General features: G+C 42.8%; 19 protein-coding genes and 2 riboswitches. Of the genes, 12 read left to right on the top strand and 7 right to left on the bottom strand.

Annotated features, from left to right (window positions below; translation table 11 throughout):
• Positions 1-262 precede the first annotated feature (262 nt).
• The 4 genes from M1D59_RS21285 to M1D59_RS21270 all read left to right on the top strand — a co-directional run bounded on the left by M1D59_RS21285 (position 263) and on the right by M1D59_RS21270 (position 6,378).
• Complete coding sequence (locus tag M1D59_RS21285; RefSeq protein WP_458117682.1) at positions 263-2,122, top strand: PTS beta-glucoside transporter subunit IIBCA; 1,860 nt, start codon at positions 263-265, stop codon at positions 2,120-2,122.
• On the top strand, positions 2,112-3,530 hold the full coding sequence (locus tag M1D59_RS21280) for a glycoside hydrolase family 1 protein (protein WP_020453496.1): 1,419 nt from the start codon (positions 2,112-2,114) through the stop codon (positions 3,528-3,530). Before M1D59_RS21285 ends, M1D59_RS21280 begins: the two co-directional genes overlap by 11 nt.
• A gap of 167 nt (positions 3,531-3,697) precedes the next feature.
• Positions 3,698-4,150, top strand: coding sequence for an AraC family transcriptional regulator (locus M1D59_RS21275; RefSeq protein WP_023856909.1), 453 nt, complete (start codon positions 3,698-3,700; stop codon positions 4,148-4,150).
• 146 nt (positions 4,151-4,296) lie between these two features.
• A complete protein-coding gene (locus M1D59_RS21270) occupies positions 4,297-6,378 on the top strand; it encodes a catalase (protein ID WP_458117681.1) in 2,082 nt (693 codons plus the stop codon).
• A 45-nt stretch (positions 6,379-6,423) separates the two neighbouring features.
• On the opposite strand, the gene M1D59_RS21265 is transcribed toward M1D59_RS21270, so the two are convergent.
• Positions 6,424-7,617: a nucleoside transporter C-terminal domain-containing protein gene (locus M1D59_RS21265; protein ID WP_065644354.1), complete on the bottom strand. Its 1,194-nt coding sequence runs from the start codon at positions 7,615-7,617 to the stop codon at positions 6,424-6,426.
• 134 nt (positions 7,618-7,751) lie between these two features.
• Positions 7,752-7,853, bottom strand: a riboswitch (purine riboswitch).
• Positions 7,854-8,380: 527 nt separating this feature from the next.
• Here M1D59_RS21265 and M1D59_RS21260 point away from each other — a divergent pair.
• From M1D59_RS21260 to M1D59_RS21230, 7 genes are all read left to right on the top strand, one after another.
• The gene (locus tag M1D59_RS21260) at positions 8,381-8,677 is read left to right on the top strand and encodes a DUF4176 domain-containing protein (RefSeq protein ID WP_020453491.1); all 297 of its coding nucleotides are present in this window, start codon (positions 8,381-8,383) and stop codon (positions 8,675-8,677) included.
• 2 nt (positions 8,678-8,679) lie between these two features.
• Entirely contained in the window at positions 8,680-9,318 is a 639-nt protein-coding gene (locus M1D59_RS21255; protein WP_020453490.1) for a hypothetical protein, read from the top strand.
• An 18-nt stretch (positions 9,319-9,336) separates the two neighbouring features.
• The gene (locus M1D59_RS21250) at positions 9,337-10,773 is read left to right on the top strand and encodes an alpha/beta fold hydrolase (RefSeq protein ID WP_458117680.1); all 1,437 of its coding nucleotides are present in this window, start codon (positions 9,337-9,339) and stop codon (positions 10,771-10,773) included.
• Positions 10,774-10,783: 10 nt separating this feature from the next.
• Positions 10,784-11,902: a hypothetical protein gene (locus M1D59_RS21245; protein WP_326455351.1), complete on the top strand. Its 1,119-nt coding sequence runs from the start codon at positions 10,784-10,786 to the stop codon at positions 11,900-11,902.
• A gap of 52 nt (positions 11,903-11,954) precedes the next feature.
• Positions 11,955-13,151, top strand: a complete 1,197-nt coding sequence (locus M1D59_RS21240; RefSeq protein ID WP_458117679.1) for a hypothetical protein — start codon at positions 11,955-11,957, stop codon at positions 13,149-13,151.
• 105 nt (positions 13,152-13,256) lie between these two features.
• Positions 13,257-14,399 (top strand): hypothetical protein, encoded by a 1,143-nt coding sequence (locus tag M1D59_RS21235; protein WP_458117678.1) that lies wholly within the window; start codon positions 13,257-13,259, stop codon positions 14,397-14,399.
• Between the two features lie 147 nt (positions 14,400-14,546).
• Positions 14,547-15,725 (top strand): hypothetical protein, encoded by a 1,179-nt coding sequence (locus M1D59_RS21230; RefSeq protein ID WP_458117677.1) that lies wholly within the window; start codon positions 14,547-14,549, stop codon positions 15,723-15,725.
• Between the two features lie 205 nt (positions 15,726-15,930).
• Here the strand turns inward: M1D59_RS21230 and galE are convergent, their stop codons facing one another.
• The 4 genes from galE to M1D59_RS21210 form a co-directional block, all read right to left on the bottom strand.
• Positions 15,931-16,926: a UDP-glucose 4-epimerase GalE gene (gene galE, locus M1D59_RS21225; RefSeq protein ID WP_458117676.1), complete on the bottom strand. Its 996-nt coding sequence runs from the start codon at positions 16,924-16,926 to the stop codon at positions 15,931-15,933.
• Positions 16,927-16,956: 30 nt separating this feature from the next.
• A complete protein-coding gene (locus tag M1D59_RS21220) occupies positions 16,957-17,955 on the bottom strand; it encodes a glycosyltransferase family 2 protein (protein ID WP_458117675.1) in 999 nt (332 codons plus the stop codon).
• A complete protein-coding gene (locus M1D59_RS21215) occupies positions 17,955-20,195 on the bottom strand; it encodes a glycosyltransferase family 39 protein (protein WP_458117674.1) in 2,241 nt (746 codons plus the stop codon). The genes M1D59_RS21220 and M1D59_RS21215 overlap by 1 nt, the downstream gene beginning before the upstream one ends.
• A 139-nt stretch (positions 20,196-20,334) precedes the next feature.
• Positions 20,335-21,465: a 5-methyltetrahydropteroyltriglutamate--homocysteine S-methyltransferase gene (locus M1D59_RS21210; protein ID WP_023856917.1), complete on the bottom strand. Its 1,131-nt coding sequence runs from the start codon at positions 21,463-21,465 to the stop codon at positions 20,335-20,337.
• A gap of 73 nt (positions 21,466-21,538) precedes the next feature.
• A riboswitch (SAM riboswitch) is annotated at positions 21,539-21,648 on the bottom strand.
• A gap of 318 nt (positions 21,649-21,966) precedes the next feature.
• On the opposite strand from M1D59_RS21210, the gene M1D59_RS21205 reads away from it, so the two are divergent.
• Complete coding sequence (locus M1D59_RS21205; RefSeq protein ID WP_023856918.1) at positions 21,967-22,650, top strand: DUF3298 and DUF4163 domain-containing protein; 684 nt, start codon at positions 21,967-21,969, stop codon at positions 22,648-22,650.
• A gap of 98 nt (positions 22,651-22,748) precedes the next feature.
• On the opposite strand, the gene M1D59_RS21200 is transcribed toward M1D59_RS21205, so the two are convergent.
• Together M1D59_RS21200 and M1D59_RS21195 are read right to left on the bottom strand one after the other, a co-directional pair.
• Positions 22,749-23,279 carry a chorismate--pyruvate lyase family protein gene (locus M1D59_RS21200; RefSeq protein ID WP_023856919.1) on the bottom strand — a complete coding sequence of 177 codons (531 nt, stop codon included), beginning with the start codon at positions 23,277-23,279 and terminating at the stop codon, positions 22,749-22,751.
• Positions 23,280-23,475: 196 nt separating this feature from the next.
• Entirely contained in the window at positions 23,476-24,450 is a 975-nt protein-coding gene (locus tag M1D59_RS21195; protein ID WP_020453480.1) for a LacI family DNA-binding transcriptional regulator, read from the bottom strand.
• Position 24,451: the final 1 nt, after the last annotated feature.

The raw sequence follows: 24,451 nt of genomic DNA, 5'->3' as shown, positions 1-24,451 counted from the left end.
TTTTTACTTACATCAACTTATACAGGTTGTTAGGATTGTTACTGATCATGCAGGCAAAACCTAAATGACTGTGAGCGGGATTCTTATGCCCTTGTTTTTCACAGTGATTTAGGTTTTTTTATTTTCATCATGTCTTAAAACGGGATTGTTACTGTTCGGCAGGCAAAACCTAAACTAAGCCTTCTTTGTACTGGCTTTAGTTTAGGTTTTTTATTTTTTAACAGCTTGATAGGGCTTTAGGAGAGACAGGAGATGATCAACGATGGATGTTCAATCAATGGCAAAAGAAATTCTGGAGCGCGTCGGCGGGGAAAAGAACGTTGTATCGCTAGTCCATTGCGCGACAAGGCTTCGCTTCAAACTGAAAGACCGTTCCAAAGCAGACAGGGAAGCGCTTGAAAATACGGATGGCGTGGTAACCGTAGTGGAGAGCGGCGGACAATTTCAAGTCGTTATCGGCAATAACGTTCCTGAAGTCTATAAAGAAATCGGCCGGCTCTCTCAACTGTTGGAAGGTTCTGCGGCCGATCACAGCCAAAAAGAGAAAGGAAGCCTCGCCGGTAGATTAGTAGATATCGTATCTAGCATTTTCACTCCGCTGCTCGGTGTCATGGCAGGAGCAGGGATTTTAAAAGGCATGCTTTTGATTTGCACAAACGCCGGCTGGCTCTCGCCGGAAGAGACGACATATACGATTCTATACGCGGCAGCCGACAGCCTGTTTTATTTCCTGCCTTTGCTGCTCGCCGTTACGGCCGCCAAAAAATTTGGAGCGAACCCGTTCATAGCGCTGACGATTGCCGGGGCGCTGATCTATCCAACGATACTCGAACTGAAAAACAGCGGCGCCCAGACGGAGTTTTTCGGCATTCCGGTCGTCTTGATGAATTATACGTCGACCGTTATCCCGATTATCCTTGCCGTATTTGTAATGAGCTATCTTGAAAGATTATGTATGCGCTTTATTCATGAAAGCGTGAAGAACTTTATCACCCCTTTATTATGCCTGACGGTGATGGTGCCGTTAACTTTGATCGTATTCGGACCGCTCGGCGTTTACACAGGAAACGGGATTGCGGCGGCGATTCTGTCCGTTTTTGATTTCAGCCCGATTCTGGCAGGAGCGATTATCGCGGCCTTATGGCAAATCCTTGTCATCTTCGGCATTCACTGGGGGATCGTCCCTGTCATTTTGAACAACATTGCCGTCCACGGCAAGGACTACATCAAACCGGCGACGGCAGCCGCCGTCTTTGCCCAAACAGGAGCTGCGTTTGGTGTCATGCTGAAGACGAAAAACAAGAAGTTGAAAGCATTGGCAGGATCTGCTGCCGTTACCGGGATATTCGGGATTACAGAGCCGGCCGTCTACGGGGTGACACTCAGGCTGAAAAAGCCGTTTGTATGCGGTGTCATCAGTGCAGCGGCAGGCGGAGCCATTATCGGATACTCCGGCAGTGTCGCCCTCGCTTCCGGCGCTCCGGGCTTGTTGACGATTCCGATTTTTTACGGACCGGGCTTTCTCGGCTTTATCATCGGAATTACAGTTTCGTTTGTTTTATCAATTTTGCTCACTTACATTGTCGGCTTTGACGACCCTGTGGAGGAGACGAAAGAGCAGCCCGTTGAAAAAAGCGCCGGTGAACCAATTTGCAGCCCTTTGCAAGGAGAAGTCCTGCCGTTAACAGAAGTATCAGATAAGGTGTTCGCATCGGGAGCGCTTGGAGAAGGAATCGCGGTGCTTCCGTCAAAAGGCGTTGTCACCGCCCCTGCGGACGGCATCGTGACAACGGCATTTCCGACGGGTCACGCATACGGCATAACGTCGGATAGCGGAGCCGAGATTTTGATTCATATCGGAATGGACACGGTCAGACTCGATGGAAGGCACTTCAATTCCAAGGTCGAGCAGGGGCAAAAAGTGAAACGGGGTGATATACTCGCAGAATTCGATCTGGACGCTTTGAAAGAAGAAGGGTTTGACGTGAAAACACCAATCATCGTTACAAATTCCGGTCAATACACGGATATCATTCCAACGGATCAAAAACAGGTGAAAACTGAAGAACCGATCATCACTTTAATTTCATCACCATGGGAGGAAAATAATCATGAAATATAAAACATTAGCTCAATTTCCGGAAGAATTTTTGTGGGGTGCGTCTACTTCCGCTTATCAAGTGGAGGGCGCTTGGGATGAAGATGGAAAAGGGCCTTCTGTCATCGATGCGCGCGAAAGCTACCCGGAAGGGACAACCGATTTTAAAGTCGCAAGCGACCATTACCACCGCTATAAAGAAGATATCGCTTTGTTTGCGGAAATGGGCTTCAAAGCGTACCGTTTTTCGATTGCCTGGACGCGCATCATTCCGGACGGGGACGGCGATATTAATCCGAAGGGCATCGAATTTTACAGCCGTTTGATCGATGAACTCCTGAAATATGGAATCGAACCGATTGTTACGATGTACCACTTTGATCTGCCGAATGCTTTGCAGAAAAAAGGCGGCTGGTCGGACAGGGCCACGATTGACGCCTTTGAAAAGTATGCGAGAATCCTTTTTGAAAGCTACGGAGACCGCGTCAAATACTGGCTGACCATCAACGAGCAAAATATGATGATTCTCCACGGATCTGCACTCGGCACACTTGATCCAAACTTGGAAAACCCGAAAAAAGAGCTTTATCAGCAAAACCATCACATGCTTGTCGCACAGGCAAAAGCGATCAAGCTTTGCCATGAGATGCTGCCGGAAGCGAAAATCGGCCCTGCGCCGAATATCGCGCTCATCTATCCTGCTTCTTCGAAACCGGAGGACGTGCTGGCGGCTTTTAACTATAATGCGATCCGCAACTGGCTTTACTTGGATATGGCCGTATTCGGACGGTACAATACAACGGCATGGGCATATATGAAAGAAAAAGACTGCACACCGGTCATCGCCGAAGGAGATATGGATATTCTGCGGTCAGCCAAGCCGGACTTTATCGCGTTTAACTACTATACGTCGCAAACGGCTGAAGCGAGCAGGGATGACGGCAGCGACACGGCTGCCCGAGGCGGCGACCAGCATTTGCAGACGGGAGAAGAAGGCGTATACAGGGGAAGCAGCAATCCGCACTTAAAGAAAAACGCATTTGGCTGGGAGATCGACCCTGTCGGTTTCCGTTCGACGCTGCGCGAGATCTATGACCGCTATCAGCTGCCGCTGATCATCACTGAGAACGGCCTCGGCGCGTTTGATCAGCTTGAAGACGGAGATGTCGTAAATGACGACTACCGCATCGATTATTTAAAGGAACATATCAAGCAAATTCAGCTGGCGATCACGGATGGAGTCGATGTTTTCGGCTACTCCCCATGGTCTGCCATCGACTTGATTTCAACCCATCAAGGCTGTTCAAAACGCTACGGATTTATTTATGTGAACCGCGACGAATTTGATTTGAAAGACTTGCGCCGCATTCGCAAAAAAAGCTTTTACTGGTATAAAGACTTGATTGCTTCAAACGGCGAAACACTAGATTAAACAAAGAAAGAGGATGTTCAGATGATCTCTGAATATCCTCTTTTTTGTTGTGAAAATGATCATTTTTAAAATTTACAGAAAATTTTAAAAATGTAAATGTAATTAGTTTTAAAGCATGTTACATTCGAAACGTAACGAACAACAATCAGGAAAGGAAGAAAAAATCTATGACATTCAAAGTTGAAACACTTCCAAACTATCGTATTGCTTATATGCGACGAGTTGGTCCGTACGGTCCTGCCAATATTGAGGTAATGGAGGCATTAAAAAAATGGGCTAAGGAAAAAGGTCTTCTTGAGTCTGCCATTCTGTTTGCGATTCCACAGGATAACCCGGAAACAACATCTCCTGATCAGTGTAGATTTGATGCTTGTATTGTGATACCGCATGATTATCAAGTCGATGATTCAGTTTTTGAAGGGGAAATTTCCGGCGGAAAATACCTGATTTATGATGTTAAACATACAGCAGAAGATATTCAAAAAGCATATTCTGATATTTTTTCATCTCTGCAAAACAATGAATTTCAACTGGACAATAGACCAATAATGGAAAAATACACGGGTGATATGGTGAGCAACCGGTATTGTGAAATATGTGTACCTTTAAAATCGGTTTAATTCATTTTCTTGTCCAAACTTTGAATTTATTAAAATTACATTTCCCTTTAACGAGCGTTGCGTTTAACTCGCTGATAGACAGGGTAAATCATAAAATAGCAATCCAGATCAACTACATAGGGAATAAGAATGGGGAGGGATGACAAGTGAATAACAATGATGGCCGCCGCAAAGTCAATGAGCACAGCAAGGATCAACAACTTGAACAGTACCGGTCTGACAACCGGGGCAAAAAAATGACGACGAACCAGGGTTTACGCGTATCTGAAGACGAGCACTCCTTAAAAGCAGGCGTGCGCGGTCCGACGCTGATGGAGGACTTTCATTTCCGTGAAAAAATGACCCATTTCGACCATGAACGGATTCCGGAGCGGGTCGTCCATGCGAGGGGTTTTGGCGCGCATGGCTATTTCCAGGTTTACGAGCCGATGACGGAATATACGAAAGCAAAGTTTCTTCAAGATCCGTCAGTGAAAACACCGGTGTTTGTCAGGTTCTCGACTGTAGCCGGTTCCAGGGGCTCGGGTGATACCGTCCGTGATGTCAGAGGATTCGCGACAAAGTTTTATACAGAAGAAGGGAACTATGATCTCGTCGGCAACAACATCCCTGTTTTCTTCATTCAGGATGCCATCAAGTTCCCTGACCTGGTGCATTCCTTTAAGCCGGAACCGAATAACGAAATGCCGCAGGCTTCTACGGCGCACGATACGTTTTGGGACTTTGTCGCCAACAATGAAGAAACGGCTCACATGATCATGTGGGCGATGTCTGACAGGGCGATTCCGCGAAGCTACAGGATGATGGAAGGCTTCGGCGTTCATACGTTCAGGTTTGTAAATGAAGAAGGCAAGGCGCGCTTTGTTAAATTTCACTGGAAGCCCGTCCTTGGCGTCCATTCGCTCGTCTGGGACGAAGCGCAGACAATCGCCGGGAAAGATCCCGACTATCACCGCCGCGATCTTTGGGAAGCGATCGAAAGAGGCGATGAAGTGGAGTATGAGCTCGGCGTGCAAATGATTGACGAAGAAGACGAGTTCAAGTTTGACTTTGATATCCTTGATCCGACAAAGCTTTGGCCGGAAGAAATGGTTCCTGTTAAGATCATCGGTAAAATGACGCTGAATCGAAACCAGGATAACGTTTTTGCCGAAACGGAACAGGCCGCTTTCCATCCGGGCCACGTTGTTCCGGGAATCGATTTTACAAACGATCCGCTTTTGCAGGGCCGGCTCTTTTCCTATACGGACACACAGCTGATCCGATTGGGAGGTCCGAACTTTCATGAAATTCCGATCAACCGGCCGGTCTGTCCGTTCCATAACAACCAGTATGACGGCTATCACAGAATGACGATTAACAAAGGGCCTGTCGCTTATCATAAAAATTCGCTGCAAAACAACGATCCGGCGCCTGCTTCAGAAGAAGAAGGCGGATATGTGCATTACGAGGAAAAAGTCGAGGGCAAAAAAATCCGCCGGCGCAGCGAAAGCTTTAACGATCACTATTCGCAAGCGAAGCTGTTTTGGAACAGCATGTCTCCCGTTGAAAAAGAACATATCATTTCGGCGTTCCGCTTTGAAGTCGGAAAGGTCAAAAGCAAGGACGTCCGCCGCCAAGTCGTTCATATGTTTAACCGGGTTGACAGGGAGCTTGCCAAGCAAATCGCTGCGGGTGTAGGTGTAGAGCCCCCTGAAAAAGACGAAGGCTCCAATGTGACGTTCAAATCCCCTGCGCTCAGCCAGGAAAACACGGTCAAACTGCCGCAGACGAGGACCGTCGCCATTTTAGCAGAGCAAGGTTTTGATGATGAGGACCTCAGCCGGGTGTTGAAAGAGTTCAAAAAAGCCGACATCATTCCGGACATTGTCAGCTCGGCACTCGGCGTGATCAAAGGGACCGGCGGTACAGAAATAGAAGTCGGTAACACTTTGCAGACGGTCGATTCCGTGCTGTACGATGCCGTTTATATTCCGGGCGGCCAAGAAAGCATTGAACGCCTGCAATTGCATAAAGCCGCATCGGATTTTATCAATGAAGCATTCGGACATTATAAAGCGATCGGAGCCGCAGGCAAAGGGATCGATCTCCTGCTGTCCGCCGCCGGGTCCCACGCGGCAGCACAGCCGGGCATTATCACCTCTCGCGATGATAAGAGCAAAGACGACTTCGGCAAAAAGCTGGTCGAAGCGATCGGCGGGCACCGCCATTGGGATAGACAAGTTTAATAAAAAAAGAGGCAGGCTAAATGCCTGCCCTTTTACTCTATTTTTCTACCACACAAACAGCCCGACAATCCCCGCGCTCAACAGCGACACCGCTATTCCGCTGACAAGGAGCTTCCACACATTTCTTCCGATAATCGCTGATTTTTCTCCGTTAAATAAGGAATTGTACGTTCCATAGATCATTCCGATCGTACTGAAGTTGGCAAACGACGTCAAAAATGTTGTGGCCACGGCGGCTGTATGGGGCGAAATCGCATCTAGCTGCGTTTTTAAATCCATCATCGCGACGAATTCGTTTGTGGCGAGTTTCATCCCCATCAGCTGTGCGACATACATCGCGTCACCCGGCGCCAGTCCAAGCAGGAATGCGAACGGACTGAAGATGTAAGAAAAGATTTTTTGAATCGTCAAACCGTCCATGATCAACCCCAACATTCCGTTCAAACATGAGGTTAAAGCGACATATCCGATGACCATGGCGAGAATGACGATGACCATGTTCATTCCGACCATCATGCTGTTTGAAATCGTTGAGAAAAAGTCCTTTTTCTCTTCTTTTGGCGGTACGTAAATAATGTCTTCATCCTTAGTGACTTCTACCGGGTTTAAAATGCTGGCCAAGATCAACGCATTTAAGCAATTCAATGGAATCGCTGTAAATACGTATGTTGCAGGAACCATCGTTAAATAAGAACCGAGAATCGATCCGCTGATACTGCTCATGCTCATAATGCCGAACGTCAGCAGGCGGTTGTCCTTTAATACGGCCAATTGCCCGCGAATCACGGCGAGCGCTTCAGTATTGCCCAGAAACATCATTTGAATCGAAAAGAAACTTTCTAATTTAGGAAGGCGCGAGACTTTCGAAATCACCCAGCCGATCTTATCAATCATCCATGTTAAAATTCCGAAATAAGCCAGTATATCAAAAAATGTCACCACAAAGATAATCGGCAGCAAGGCGCTGAAGAAAAAGTCAACGGTTTCATTGCCCATCACGGACGGAAAGGCAAACGCAATACCGTCGCTTGCACAAGCGATCAGCCACGAAAAGAAAGAGGCGATCAGGTTGATGGCCCATCCGCCGATTTTTGTCCCAAGCATAAACCAAGTCACCAAAAGCTCAACGATGAAAAGGGAGAGAATCGGCCTCCATTTTACGCTTTTCTTTCGCGGGGAACAAAAATAAATCACGGACATGACAATGAAAATGCCTAAAATGTTAATGAGAAAATACATGATGCCAACTCCCGAATGTTTTTTGAAAATAAAAAAGCTCTTACTTTTCATGGGTTCCGATAAAGAAAGCATGAAAAATAAGAGCAAATAAAAAATAGATATATTGTTTGCGCAATACACTTTTTACATGATCAAATCTATTCAAACTTCCTTGTAGTCTGGCGATTTACGGTTGCCAGGTAGAAACAATCAGACCCTATTACTGATTATATACAAGAAGTGAGCTTCTATTATTTTGACTGTATTTTATCTCGAGATTGTGTAAAATTCAAGCTAAAAATATATTTTCACAATAATTTTTTAAATAAAGTCACGTCTAAAGAAGGTTGCATATTGAGAGATGCACAGCAAATCATCTGAGAGAAAGCCGGCTTTTCAAGCGGGAAGTCACCATGCACAGAACAACAGACGAAAAATGGAAGGTGATAAGATTCTTTTTATTAGAGGAGAAGCGTAAGCGATTGCGCTTTATATTTCATGATGCCGCCGCCTACTATGGCGGTTTTTTTGTGAAACTTTATCTGAAAGGTTCCGTAAGTATGATGAATCGTTTCAGTGCTAAGTGCTCACTGTAACATACTAATAACACCGACAAACCTTACATAAAGAGCGAACCTTAAATCAAAAGTCTTTGATTTGAATAGGTAAAATTTCACGGTACTTTAGTTCGTTGAATGAAATGATACCTTTTTGCTATGATTTTCCTATGTTTTTACAACTTGTATATATGTCCAATTTCAGAGAAAAAGAGGGATAATCAATTATGCTATTAAAAAAGAACTATCTTCCTGTCGGCAGTGTTGTCGGCTTACATAATGATTCAAGACGTCTGCTTATCATCGGGCGGCAAATGTTTTCTGAGACAAACCATGTCATCAGAGATTATGCAGCTGTCGACTATCCAAACGGTTTTACCGATCCGAAAGAGCAGCTAGTTTTATTTAATAAACAAGATATAGAAGTTGTGTACCATTACGGATATGTAGATCAAAAAGAATTGCAGCTTGATGAGTTGCTAACAGAAGCTGAAGCAGGAAAAAACGAAAATAAGGAGCAATGACGATGGGACATTTTCGCTTCAACAAAGAACTTTCACATAAGGCAGCGGGGACCATTAGTCAGCTGGAAAACGCTTTTAGCCATGTATTTGAGAACATGGTGTTTTTTCGTGAAGAATTAGACCGGCACAGCGGAAAAGCCGCCGCAGCGCTGCAGAAAAAAATGAGTGACAACATCAACTTTTTCAGTAAAGCGAGCAGCTGTTTATTATATTTTGCAGACAGTGTGCGGTGTTTTGCAAAAGCGGTCGAACTAACGGACGAATCCGACAAACCGGCCAATGTTCAGCCGCAGTCAAGATCGGAAAGAAACCATACATTTTCGGCTGAAAGAGTCCAAAGTGAAATAAAAGTAAACGGCGAATCGTTACACCAGGCAACCGGAAAGTTTGAATCAAATCTATCTACATTAGATGAAGTTTTGCACCATTTTGACACAATGCTCAGAGAAATGATGTATGAAACAGAGTTTCCGTGGGAAAAATTCGATGACGTCTGGTCTGATGCAAAGTCGCACATCAAATCGATCATGACGGAGCTTAAAAAAAGAGTCAAAGAACTTTCAGCAAATGCCAAAAACATCATTAAGGAATTAAAGCGCGTCGATAACGTAATCTCACAACAACTGCAAAGAGTGAAATGATGGAAGGGAACTAGAGTTATGGCATATTATAATAGAGAGCCAGAAATCACAAACATGATCAAAAGCCATGAAAGAAGAGCAAATCGAATGCTGCAGCACGCTCAATCCAGCCGTTTGCTTGAAGCTTTTAATAAAATATGGGTATCGATAGAAAATAAAGAACTTCCGAACTTTGTATCAAAAAACGTCATGAATTTTAATGTGGCGGATATCAAATCGGAAATCAACGATTGGATAAAGGATTTAAAAGATTGTCAGGAGAATGCCAGACGCAAGTTTGAGTCTATGGAAGACCCCTCACCGGAAGACATACAGAAACGCAACAATATTACGAGTGACGTCGTTCTTTTAATTAGCCAATACGAGAATCTAAAAAATGGCCTTGATCAGGTGGAACAAGATTTCAGCAATGTCGCCCGCACCCACCGCGCCCCAATGCGCGAAGCTTTGACAGATATCTCAATCTTGTATAATTCAGTTAATCATGTGAAAGGCGATTTTTCGGATTATAAGAATGTTTCTGTTTATGTGCATGGGATTGAGGATAGTGGGAAAGGTTTCTATGAAAGTGTACAAGAGGCTGCGCAGAAAGGAGATGTGATCGTCCGTATTGTAAAAAATGATAAAAATGAATATGAATATGAATATATCTATATTAATAGCGATGGAAAAAGTATTAAAAGAAAAACATATGAAGCTATAAAAAAAGAAATTAGCGAAGATAACTATAAAACTGGCCGTCTCCATATAGTTTATGATACAGATTATATGAATGAACATCGCCAAGCAACAAGTGACGACTTAGCAGAAAAGCTGAATGAGATGGGGCTGATGAATGATACAACAAAGATCGATATGTTTGGCCATAGCTATGGCGGGAGAAGATCACTGCAATTTGCGATGGATTACCCTGACCATGTGCGAAGCATCACAACAATCGGAACTCCATATGATAAAAACCTCTTAGCTACCGGTGCTAATAGAGCACGCTGGCTCGCAGACAATGCTGCAGGAAGGAATACTACTGATACGAGTGATTATTTAGATTTTAATGAAGAGAACAAAAACAATGATAGTGGAAAAGACTACAGTAATGCCTACACTGATATGGACAGTGAGGCGATGACTGAGGACATTAATCATTTGAAATCTGCCAACCCTGAGGTCTATCAAAAGCTTCAGAAAATGGACATTACCGCTGCGGCGGGATACAGAACAGAGGATACTGTGAGTTTTTCCCCTTACTATACCGCAAGCGGAAAACATAAAATAAACAGTGATGATATCGTTTCAGTCGAAAGTCAACACGGTGACATATTAGGCGATCTTATTGATGAAAAGCCAGAGTTTGAAGTGGAAGGTTCTGGTGTTACTGATTCTGGACATATTCATGAAATTAGGGACTCTGATTTTATCGACTTGATTCGAAAGGTTAACAAGAAAGAAGAGGAATAGGAGCAGTTCAATGATAAAAAAAAGGTTTATAAGTTTAAGCGCATTAATAGTGCTCTTGCTGGTGATCACTGGCTGCGGCAAAGATGATGTGCAGGGGGGCATATATGAAAAAGGCTTACCAAAAGAAGACAACCCCGCATTTAAAGAATTTATGAGATATGAACTTGGATTAGCAAGAGATGCAACATTGAGTTATCAAGACCATACTTATACGATTATGCGTAGTGATGTAGATGGACTACGTTATTATCAATATACGGATGAAGAACTTCGAGATTTTTACAGTTCGCTCTTTTCGGCTAAAAAGGATCTTTCACATACGCTATATAATTTACAAACAACTGAATTTCTAACTAAAGAAAAACTCATCCAAAATAAAATTCAACATAATCTGCCGGAAATGACATTAGATAAGAAGAATGTTCTAAATGTAAAAACAAAAAGCGGAGAAAAGAAGATAGAGTTACCATCAGCTGGAGGCAAAAAAGTAATTTTGGCATTAGAAGCTGTCAGAAAAGACAATATGCTTATACAAGTGATTATAAATGGAAAAACAGGAGACTCACAAACATATTATTTGTTTATAAAACAAGATCTTTCAAAACATCAGTTAGTGAAAGAAGATGAATTGCATACAATACTTGAGTCCGGGAAACTAAAAGATTATCTGTCAGTGTTTCCAAAAGTGACAGAGGATGGGGCATACCTTAAGTTATTCGACAACTACATTTTCGAAGAAGAGACAAACAAAGTCAGAAAAATTAAAGATACTGATATTCTAAGCGAAGATGGTAAGTATGTGTATATTAACGGAGCTAAACAAGAAGAAAACTTTATAATTTCCGATGGTATTCAACAGATACAAACAGTGGATAATTATCTAAAAGGAAATAAAAAGTATGAAGCGCAATTCAAACTGGATTACAAAAGCATTTCCAATGAACTGGGTTTTAAAACACCTGGTGTAAGTAGCGCGTCTATTCATTATTTCAATGAGAATTATGTAGTTTTAAGTTTATCATATCATGGAGTTATGGTAGGAACAGCAGGCTCTGTTAATGTGTTAATCGATTTACAAAAAAACAAACAACAGCCAACCGCTTACTTAGTTGATTTAGGAATTGAATAAGGACTGAGATCTTTGCTCAGTCCTTTTCTCATTTGACAGGTAGGCCATAAAGTTGGGCCAAGCCTTTAAAATCCTTGGAACTCACTCTACTAAAAAGGATAGAAACATTTCAATGAAAAAAAGATGGTTTATATGCTCAAGCATTTTTATTCTATGCCTACTGGTTATCATCGGGTGCGGCAAAGATGATATTCAAGAAGTCATCTATGAAAAAGGCTTGCCAAATGAAGACAGCCCTGCATTTAAAGAATTTATGAGACATGAACTTGGATTAACGAGAGATGTAACGTTGAGTTATGAAAATCATACATATACAATCATGCGCAGTGATAAAAAAGGGCTACGGTATTATCAATATACGGATAAGGAACTAGAAGACTTTTACAGCCCTTTTCTTTCGGCTAAAAAATATCTTGCAACAAAATTATATGATTTGAAGACCACTGATTTTCTAACTAAAGAAAAACTTATCCACAATAAAATAGAACGTAATCTGCCGGAAATGACATTAGACAAAAATAATGTCCTAAAAGTTAAAACAAAAAGCAGGGAAAAAAAATTAGAGTTTCCATCAGCCAAAGGCAAAAAAGTACATTTGGCGTTAGCAGCTGTTAGCAAAGACAGCATACTGATACAAGTAGAAGTATATGAAAAATTAAAAAATGATGACTTAGGAGACAGGCAAATATATTATCTTTTTTTAAAACGAGATTTTTCAAAACACAACATTGTAAAAGAAGAGGAATTAAATGCAACAATTGAATCTGGGAAACTGAAGGAATACTTATCCGTTTTTCCAAATGTAGCGAAGGATGGAGCATATCGTAAGTTATTTGATAAATACATTTTTGATGAAGAGAAAAACAAAGTTAGGATAATCAAAAACATTGATATTCTGAGCGAAGACCGTAAGTATGTTTATATTAACGGAGCTAAAGAAAAAGAAACAAATGTAATGCCTGATGGTATTCAACAGATACAAACAGTGGATAATTATTTAAAAGGAAATGAAAAATATGAAGCTCAATTTAAGCTTGATTTCAAACAAATTGCCAAAGAGATGGAGTTTAAAGCGGGTAGTGTGAGAATAGCTGATATTCATTATTTTAATGAAAATTATGCTGTCTTACGTATTTCGTACAATGGAAAACCGATTGGAAAAGCAGGTTCTGTTAATGTACTGATTGACTTACAAAAAAACAAAAAACAGCCAACGGCTTACTTAGTTGATTTAGGAATTGAATCATAGTCCTGACTGAAGAGGTTATATCCAGTCTTAATTTCATTTGACAGGCGAGTCGTAAATCAGCTTAAAAGAATTTCGGCGTTCGACAAAAGAATAGGAAGCGTTTTGATGAAAAAAAGAGAGTTTAAATGTTTAAGCATAGTCATGGTATGTCTGTTAGCAATAACCGCATGTGGAAAAGATGATGATTACGAAGTCACATATGAAAAAGGTTTTCCAAAAGAAGATAGTCGTCCTTTAATGGAATTTATGAAACATTATCTTTCTGAAGATATGGATCAAGAAATACAGAGAGTAAATGGGAGTGTTTTCTTTTCAACACTCGATACTCAAAGACGAGACATTGAATATTTTAAGTATACAGAGAATCAGCTAAAAGATTATTATAAGCCCATGTTTACAGAAAAAAATGCTAAAAAAACTCTACGTAAGTTAAACGAGAGAGAGCGTTTTGAAAAGTTATTGCATCATACAATTGAAAACAAAGAAAAATATGATCTTCCAGCTACAAAAATGTTGCCGAATAATCAACTTAAAGTCAAAACGACGGAAAATAAAACAACATTAGATTTGCCGTTGCTTTTGAAAAAATATGGATTAAAAAAATCCGATAACTTGGAAATCTATTTAAATATGGTGAATTCTAATTGCTTTGCTCTTGTCATTCAGGATTTCAGCATGAAAGAAAGTAACAACAGCACGATTGGGCTTTTCATAAAACAAGACTTAACAAATATCAAGACGACAATCATATCCCCCGAAAAATTTCCAGAGACTCTATCATCGGGGAAATTAGAAGATTATTATGATTTATTTAAAAAAGTAGACAAGAAAGTAAGGTATTTACTTTTATTTAATGACATGATACTAGATAAAAAAACAAATCAACTAGTAGATATTAAAAAGAATGACTATTTAAGTAGGGATGGAAAGTATGTATATATTAACGGTGCAAAAGATCATTTAGAAGACGGTATGCAACGCATTCAAACTATAGAAAATTATGCTGCCGGAAATGACAAATATGAGAAACAGTTCGAGTTAGATTATAAAACAATTGCACAGAAGTTAGACCTGAAAGAGAATGGCACAAGTATTGCCGAAATAAACTATTTTAATCAAGACTTTGCTGTTTTAAGTTTGAATTTCCGAGGAAAGTTTGTTGGAACGGCTGGGTTTACCAACGTGATAATCAATCTGAAAAATGATACAGCGTACTTAGTGGATTTGGATATTCACACGAAGATATAAGTTATATTATGTTTACCTAATATTAAGGGCACCTTCGACCAACTGCTTACTTAGTAAGACTGAAGCGTTTTTTTCTTAATACGAGAAGTATGTGTACCAACTTGTAAAACCTTTGGCATTCAATTAATTAAAAGGTGACAAAAAAGAATGGGAAACGATTTGATGAAAAAAAGACATATTATATGTTTGAGCATAGTCATGGTATTTCTACTGGCGGTCACTGGCTGCGGCAAAGATGATATTCAGGAAGTCATCTATAAAAAAGGCATATCAAAGGAAGACAGTCGTGGATTCATTGATTTTATGAAATCTTACCTTACCGGAAGTACAGATCAAAAAATCTTAGAAGTAAATGATGTTACTTTATTTTCAACAGTCAATCACCAAGGACAAGCAATTCGGTACTTTCAATATACTCAGGATCAGTTAAAAGAATATTATAAGCCCTTGTTTACTGCAAAAGAACCTAAAAAGACTTTAAATAAGTTGTACCAAATAGAACGCTTACAAAAATTGTTGCACCATCCTATTCAACACAAAGAAAAATATCATCTTCCTGCTATTAAAATGTTGTCGAACAATCAACTGGAAGTGAAAACAAAGAAAAATAAAAAAACATTGGATTTGCCGCAGCTATTGAAAAACTATGGAGTAAAGAAATCCGATGAATTAGAGATTAATTTATATGCAGTGAATTCTAAATGCTTTTCCGTGGTTATTCAAGATTTTAGTATGAAAGATCGTATTAATAGCACAATAGGACTTTTCATAACGCAAGACTTAACAAATATTGAGTCGACAGTTATCACTAAAGAAAAACTGCAAAACACATTATCAACAGGAAAGTTAAAAGATTACTATGATTTATTCACCAAGGTAGACAAATCGGGAAGATATTCGCTTTTATTTTTTGATGATATGATTATAGATAAAAGGACCAATCAATTAATTGATATTAAAAAAGAAGACTATTTAAGCGAAGACGGCAAATATGTTTATATTAACGGAGCAAAAGAAAAAGAAACAAATGTAATGGCTGATGGTATTCAACAGATACAAACCGTGGATAATTATTTAAAAGGAAATGAAAAATATGAAGCTCAATTTAAGATTGACTTCAAACAAATTGCAAAAGAGATGGATTTTAACGCGGGCGATGCAAGGATAGCTAATATTCAATATTTTAATAAAGATTATGTAGTTTTGTATATTTCCTATCACGGGAAGACGATTGGTACAGCAGGTTCTGTTAATGTACTTATCGATTTGCAAAAAAGTAAACAACAGCCAACGGCTTACTTAGTTGATTTAGGAATTGAATCATAGAGGGACTGAAGAGTTTTTATTCAGTCCTTTTCTTATTTGACAAAGGTAGGCCACAAAAGTGGGATAAGCCTTCTGTCATTTTTGGAATTCAAATAAAAACATTTCAATGGCCTGCCGATCATCACCAACTACCGCAAAGACGATGGAGAAAAAACCGCACCTCCATCGTTAGACACTGCCTAACGATAGGGGTGGAGTTCATTTTTCACCCTTGCCTCACCTTCTCCGACGTATACCCATTCGGATTCGCAGAGTGCCAGTTCCAGGCGTCGCGGATGATTGCGATCAGGCTGTTGTGCTTTGGAGTCCAGCCTAATTCTTTTTTGGCTCTGGAGGAAGAAGCGGCAAAAGTTGCTTGTGAGTCGATGTCCGTTTCTGTCAGCTTTGCGGCGATGAGAGGAATGCCTGAGACATATTGGGCGGCAAGGATGATTTGTTCAGCGGAGTAGCTTTCGCCATAGCTGAGATTGTAGATTCGGCTATCCTTGCCTTTCCGCAAGTGGCTGATGGCGAGCACGTGTGCTTCTGCCAAATCCTGAACGTGAACATAATCGCGGAAGCCTGTTCCGTTTTCAGGGTGATCTATGTGAACAAAAGGAAGGTGTCCGAGAGCGGTTCGCAGAACATTTGAAATGAGATGTGTTTCGCTCCCCCGGTCTTCGCCGATGATGGCGGATGGGTGGGCGCCGCACGCATTGAAGGAGCGGAGGATCACATATTTCAGGCCGTACGCTTTTTCCGCTTCCATCAGCATTTTCTCCATCATCCATTTGACCTTCCCGTGCGGGTGAACGGGTTCTGGTTCGGTTTTTTCTGTGACAGGGAGGTTCTGCGGACAGCCGTAGACCGCAGCGCTTGATGCAAAAACGATCCGGCCGACATCGTATTCTTTCATCACGTCAAGCAGTGTTTCCATGCCTGTCATGTTTTCGTTGAAAGAAGAAAAAACGCGATTCGACTGTAATGGAATAGGTGATGCTGCGAAATGCATGACGGCTTCAATGTCCTCATTTTCAAATACTTGCTTGAGAAAATGCCGGTCGCGAATATTCCCTTCATAAAACGCAGCTTCGGGGTGAACGGCTTCTGCGTGTCCCGTTGCCAGGGAATCCACAACGACGACTTTTTCTTTTTTCTCAATTAACGTGTAAACGGCGTGGGAACCGATATAACCGGCTCCCCCGACAACAAGTATGCTCATCGGAATCCCTCCTTTTGGATCTCTTATCTTCTACATGATATGGCGCTGCGGAGCTGCCGCCCGCCGCTGTTCTTCAAATCCGTATTTGCCGTCAATGATATATAGCGGCCTGTCTTTCACTTCGTCATAAATGCGGCCGATGTATTCGCCGATCGCTCCGAGGATGATCAGGATAAAGCCGCTGAACAAGCATTGCAGAATGATCATCGAAGACCACCCGGTAATGGTGCTTGTCGTAAACAGCTTCATGCAGACGACGATGAAGGCATATATAAAACCGACCGCTGACAGCGCGATTCCTGAGTAGCTTGCCAGTTTCAGCGGCTGAAAGGAAAATGAAGTGATGCCGTCGAGCGAGAGCTTCAGCATTTTTTTGAGCGGGTACTTCGTTTCCCCTGCAAGCCGTTCGTGGCGCTCGTAATAGACGGCGGTCTGCTTGAACCCGAGCCAGCTGACAAGGCCGCGGACGAACGGATTTTTTTCTTTCAGCTTGTTCATTTCATTGACCACCTTCCGGTCCATGAGCCGGAAGTCTCCCGTATCCACCGGGATATCAACGTCTGTGAGTTTTCTTAAAATACGGTAGAACATGGCGGCCGTTTGCTTTTTGAAAAATGTTTCTCCTTCCCGCTTTGTGCGGACGGCGTATACAACGTCAAAGCCTTGGCGCCACTTTTCCGCCATTTCCAAAATCAATTCGGGAGGATCCTGCAAATCGGCATCGATCACCACGATCGCTTCGCCGGCAGCATAGTCGGTACCGGCCGTAATGGCGATCTGATGACCGAAATTTCTTGAGAAATTGATGCATTTTACTGTCGGGTCTGACTGAGCAAGCGACTTCAGCATGTGAATGCTGTCATCGCTTGAACCGTCGTTTACAAAAATCAGTTCATAAGGGTCGCCTGTCGAGTCCATGACGGTTTTTAATCGGTCATAGGTGCTTTGAAGCACTTCCGCTTCGTTGTAGACAGGGACTACGATTGAAAATGTGACTTGTCTCTGCATATTCATCACCTTTCCTTTCATCAATCAAGCTCCACTTTATAAAGCGTCTGATTTCCGCCAGGTCCGCCTGACTGGGAATCGTTATCTGAAGAAGAGCTGCTGTATTCGCTTTTTGAAATTTCTTTTCCGTTTTCTTTAATCCAGTTAGTGATTTCTGAGTTGTCTTGGCCTCGACCGTCGCCGATCATGAAGTACTTGACTTCGCCGTTTTTGACGAGCTTCTCAAGTTTTTCAACCGTCAAAATCGGGTCGCTTCCAGAGAATCCGCCCATCGCCATGACAGCTTTACCTGTTTTGATGATGTAAGATTGAGCAGACGTTGCGCTGGAGACCGCAAATAAATATTTTTCACCCGTGTTGTTCTTTTCAAGGTAGCTCAACAGTTCTTCATCGACTGATTCGCCGCTTCCAGGGCTGCCGCCGCTTGGTCCGCCTTGTTGACGGCCGCTTGCGCCTTCGCCGTTCTGATTTTGGCTGTTTTGGCCGGAACCGGTATCAGTTGAAGAATCATTGCTGTTTGAACCAGGACCGAAGCCAGGTCCGTTATTGTTGTTTTGATCACTGTCTGTTTGACCGTCTTGGCTGCCGAATCCGGGAGGTCCGCTGCCGTTGTTATTCTGCATCTTCCCTCCGCCACCGCCGCCAAATGATTGTGCGGATTTAGGTCCGGCCTGCGGAATCATGCCGTTTACACCGTCAGCGAGCGTTGCTGTTGTCCAATAGAAAGGACCGATCAGCATGCCGAGCAGCGCTGCAAGTGATACATAGTAGCTGAATGACTTTCCTTTTTTGAAAAAGATGAGAAGGCAGCTTGTGACAATGCCAAAAGCGCCGATCAATATGCTCCAGACGATGCCGATTTCGCTGAGATAAGGACTCAAAATATACAATTCAAATGCGGTTGTCAGCAAAATTCCGATCGGCAGAAGCTGTTTTTTCCAGCCGCTTTCCTCCTGATAGAGGCGAACGAGCGCTGTCCAGCCTGCACCTGATAAAGCGGCAATCGGTGCTGCCAGCATGATCAGATAGTAATGGTGGAAGAATCCTGCGACGCTGAAGAATGCAGCGACTGGCAGAAGCCACATCATCCAGAAAATCGTTTCAGTCGTTATTTCATTGAATTTGCGTTGACCGCGAAGGCCCGTGATCAGCAAACCGATGATGCCGAAGAGTACAAACGGGATGAGCCAGCTTGCCTGTCCGGAAAGCTCGGATTGGAATAGTCTGAGAGGGCCAGGGTTTCCTGTGCCAAACATGCCGCTCGTGCCGCCGCCGGGACCTCCGCCGCCGCTTTGAACATCACCCTGCTGGCCGTCCGGTCCGCCTGAAGGCATCTCGCCCCCGCTCGGCGGAGCCATTTGTCCATTTGTCGAGTCTGAGTTGTTTTCGGTATCGCCGCTTTGCTGCTGCGGCATTTCCTGCTGCTGGTTCTTTTGATTTTGATCAGATGAGGGGGTTCCGCCCCCGCCAGCACCGTTTTGGCCTGTGAGACGCTGGATGCCGTTGTAGCCAAACGCCAGCTCAAGGACAGAGTTGGTCTGGCTGCTTCCAATATAAGGGCGCGAACTCTCCGGCTGACTATCGACGACTACCGCCCAGGAAACGGAAACGCCTGCCAGAACGATCAAGGCTGTGATAAGAGACACAATTTTTTTGCGAATCGTCGTTTTTGCTGCAATCATGTAAAACAGCAGGAATGCCGGTAATACCATGTATGCTTGCAGCATTTTGACGTTAAAGCCGACGCCGACCATACAGAATGCGCCGAGCAGCCAGCCGATTTTTCCTTTCCGGACTGCTTTAAACAACATCCAGGTTGCAATCATCAAACAAAGGGTGAGAATGCTGTCGACGTTGTTTGTATGGCTGACCGCAACGGCAATCGGCGTACACGCCATAATAAGAGCTGAAATTCTGGCCGCCGTTTTGCCAAAAGTAGGTTTTACAATAAAGTACAACAGTGCTACGGAAATCACTTCGGCAATCGCTTCAGGAAGAACGACGCTCCAGCCGTGCACGCCGAACACAAGTGCAAAAAGTGTCTGAATCCAGAGTGCAACCGGCGGTTTATCAACTGTTACAAAGCCTGCCGGATCAAATGATGCGTAAAAAAAGTTATGAAAACTTTGGGTCATACTTTCAACGGCCGCCGTATAGTAGGCGTTGTCTGTGTCACTATTCCAGATGCCGTACAAGTTTAAAGCTGCAGATAATACAAGAATGAAGACCAGGAATATATCGATTTTCCTTTTCTTAATCATTGTTCGATCACCTCACTAAAGAGCATTATAGAAGCCAAATATGATCAAACTATGAACAAATCAAGAAGGAATTTTAAATTGTATAGAGGGGCAAAAAAAAGAGACATGCCGTCAGGAGGCATGTCTCAAATATGAGGTGTTATTTCCATACGTCTTCTGCGATCTCGACGACATGACGCAGTTTTTCCCATTGCTGCTCTTCTGTCAGGAGATTGCCTTCTTCTGTGGAGGCAAAGCCGCACTGCGGGCTTAGGCACAATTGGTTCAGGTCGACGAAGCGAGCTGCTTCGTCGATACGCCGCTTAATATCATCCGGGTTTTCAAGCTCTCCGAATTTTGATGTGATCAGGCCGAGGACGATCTGCAAGTCTTTCCGTTTGACATAGCGAAGCGGTTCGAAGCCGCCGGAGCGCTCGTCATCAAATTCAAGGAAAAGTCCGTCTAAATTGAGTCCGTCGAAAATCGTTTCTGCAGCCGCATCGTAGCCGCCTTCCGCCACCCATGTTGACTGGAAGTTGCCGCGGCAGATGTGCATGGTGACCGTCAAATCGTCCGGGCGTCCTTCAACTGCTTCATTAATCGTGTTAGCGAAGGACTGGCGCAGTTCATCAGGCTGGCGGCCGAAGGCTTTGATCTGCTCATGTCCTTTGTCTGAGAAAAATACCGACCAGGCCGTGTCATCCAGTTGCAAATAGCGGCAGCCGGCATCGTAAAATGCGCGGATCGCTTTTTTGTAAGCCTGCGCGACATCGTGATGGAACTCATCCAGATCCTCGTACGGGCTTTCTCCAAGTTTTCCTCTGAAAAACAGCATATTCGGGCTCGGAATCGTCATTTTCGGCGTATGTGTGCCCGCAATATCATGAAGAAATTTATAATCTTCCAGCATCGGATGGTTTGTAAAATCGACTTTGCTTGTTACTTTGATTCCGCGCGGCTTCGTTTCAACATTATGAAATTGAATGCCCTTGTCCGCTGTATATCCTTCTACGCCGTCAAGCCCTTCAAGAAAATCGAAATGCCACCATGACCTGCGGAATTCCCCGTCAGTAACGGCTTTAAGGCCAATTTCTTTTTGCTTTTCGACAATGCGCTTGATCTCTTCGTTTTCGACTTCGCGCAGTTGTTCAGCGCTAATTTCACCGTTCGCTTTTTGAATACGCGCTTTTTTTACGGGCGCAGACCTTAAAAGACTCCCCACCTGATCAGCTCTGTACGGTCCGATTTTTTTCCCAGGCGTTTGCTTCAGTACATCGGTTGATTGTGTCATGCTTCATCCCTCTTTCTTTATAGACATAAAAAAGCTCTTCCCGATAAGGAAGAGCTTGATATATTCAATCTCCTCCTTATCTTCAAGAGCACGAACATGCTCTTAAGGATTTAGCACCATTCTGTCATAGACAGCGGTTGCCGGGTTTCACAGGGCCAGTCCCTCCACCACTCTTGATAAGGAAAACCTTTTTATGCAATTTTTTAATAATTTTAATATTAATACTTTTTATAAAAATGTCAATGGGTTTAAAAAAACTATTTGGTTTTTCATTTTCTTCTTCTGCGGTTAAACCGGAGGGCGTATCGAATCAACGTGTGAATTTTTTGTCAAGACAGTCTTTCAAATGGTCAACAAGGTGCTGAACGAACAGGGTGAATTAGAATATTTTTCAATTTTTATCTCCGAAAATAGAAACTTTCTCGCGAGTTCACCGGTCTATCATGTGTACCTGATTTCAAAATGGGTATGATAAACAATGACAGATTAAGGAGGGTTCTTATGAACAAAAAAACAGTGTTTAAAGCGTTAGGTATGCTGATGACAGGGGTATTGTTTTTTGCGCTGTACGGTGCGGCCGCACTTCCTTCTGCACACGCGGCAAATGAAAAAAAGCCGACGGTCACGAGCCATACTTACAAAAACATTAAGGCTTTGAAATACCCGCAGGTTGCAAATGTAAGCAGCAAATCTCTCCAAAATAGGATCAACAAAGATTTTAAACGTTATATTGAGCAGTCCTACAAAGATTATGTAAAAAACAAGAAAGACGGCCAACAGCACGGATACCAAACAGATTATCAAACGTCCTTTGAAGTGAAATACCGGACCGGCCAAAAGCTGAGCATTCTGACAAGTAATTACGTCTACTCCGGCGGAGCGCACGGAAATACGGCAGTCCGCTCTTTCAACTATGACCTTGCCTCTAAAAAGCGGGTGTATTTATCAGATATCTTAAATACAAAATCGAAAATGGATAAGACAAAAACATACATTTACGACTATATTCAAAAACACAGCGACATTTTCTTCCCGGATGTGAAGAAGAAAGACATCGTCCTTGGTAAAAACACGGCTTTTTATTACACAAAAGACGGCATTGCGATCGTCTTCCAGCAATACGATGTCGCTCCTTATGCTGCCGGAAATCCGGTCGTTGCCGTGCCGAAAACGGTGTATCAATAAATAACAGCCCCTGTTTCGCAGGGGTTTTTGTTTTGAGGGAAGAAGGAATGGGGAGGTTATGGAAGCCTTTTCATGAAGTGGCAGCTGACGGGCATGATTCAGCCCGCAGTCCGTTCGCAGATTTTTTCTAAATCGAATAGCTCGCAGACATAGAACATGCACTGCCGGCCGCTGATAATCTGATATTTTTTAAAAGCATATGTCCGGTCTGCTGAAACAGGTACAAGTTGTGTGAAATGTTTTCCCAGGCAGTCGCCCGTACTGAAAATTTCACGCCTTGACTCCAGTTCTGCAATGATTTTCCCGATGGGAAGCCTTTCTGCCTGCAAATCTTGTTTGATGGCGGGCGGCAGTAAGTTTGTTTTAACATAGACATAATTATAAGATAAATAATCATCGCCTGTTTTCAAAGAGGAAGTTCTAAACAAGATGTCATCATCGCGTTGAAACAGCCTCGCTTCTTCAGGTGACAGCTTGTCATAATCAATATTATTTTGCTGAAAAACTTCGATTTCGGCTTTGCCACCGATCAGCGTTTCAATCGCTTTGGTTGTTGAACCATCGGTTTTGGTTAACATGTCTTTTACAATAGCAACTAGAGTTTCAGGAAAAAAGTGGCTTACGCTCAATGAAAGGCACCCCCGTACCAAAATTAGAATTTTTTGAAAACTTGTCTTTAAATTTATCATGTGGAGATGCGTTTGTCTAGAAAAATAAGTTAAATTTTAGGTTAGTAATGTAAATTTTATATTTTTAACAATTGGATAGATCAGGATATGTATGGAAAAAGGAGACGTCAATGTCTCCTTTTTTTGTGCGATTCATTTAAGTCGTCTCTCCTTCTAAAAGCTGTACGGGCAAATAGGTTTCCAGCGGTAAATCATCGAATTCGCCTTCGATGGCTTTGGACAAAATCTCGATGGCCGTCTTGGAAATGAGTTCAATCGGCTGCTGGATGGTTGTCAATTCCGGGAGGATGGACTGAACGGCTTCCGTTCCGTCGTAGCCGATCACCTTTAATTGCCCGGGAATGTCTTTTCCGCGTTTTTTTGCTTCGGTGATGACTGTAGCGGCCATGAGGTCATCGCTGGCAAAAATGCCGTCAGCCGCAGGCTGTTCATCAAACAGTTTTGAGATGATTTCCCGGTAATTTTGATGAAAGGGAACCTCATATGTAATCGGCTGCCTTCCGTGTTGTCGCATCACATCTTCATATGCTTTTCGTCTAAGATTTGCCGGTGTTTTCAGCTCAATTGGTCCGTTGAGATGGATGATGTGCCGGCAGCCTTTTGCAATTAACAGTTCTGTCGCTTTTCTTCCTCCGTCATAGTTATTGGAGCCGATGACGGGAATCGTTTCCGATAAGTAATGATCGATGGCGACAATCGGCAGGTTTTGCCGATGATAGTTTAAGATTCCCCTGTTGTAGGTCACGGCGATGACGCCGTCCACTTGATTTCGCATCAGCATTTCCAAGTATTTTTCTTCTTTGTCTTTGCGGTTCAAGCTGTTGCAAAGCAGCAGTTTGTAGCCCATGGCAGCGCAGATGCTCTCAATATGAAAGGCCAGTTCGCCGAAAAACGGGTTGCTGGAGTTAGGGATGATGAGCCCTATTAAATGAGTTCGTTTACGAAATAAAGAGCGGGCCAAATCGTTTGGAAAGTAATTGATTTCTTCCATCGCTTTATAGACTTTTTCTTTTGTTTTTTCACTAATATAGCCGCGGTTATTTAATACCCGCGATACGGTTGTTGGTGAAACTCCCGCTTTTTTTGCAACGTCGTGAATGCTAGGCTTCATT

The organism is Bacillus sp. PK6-026, from assembly GCF_054161455.1.
This window is presented reverse-complemented; position numbering and strand designations above follow the sequence as displayed.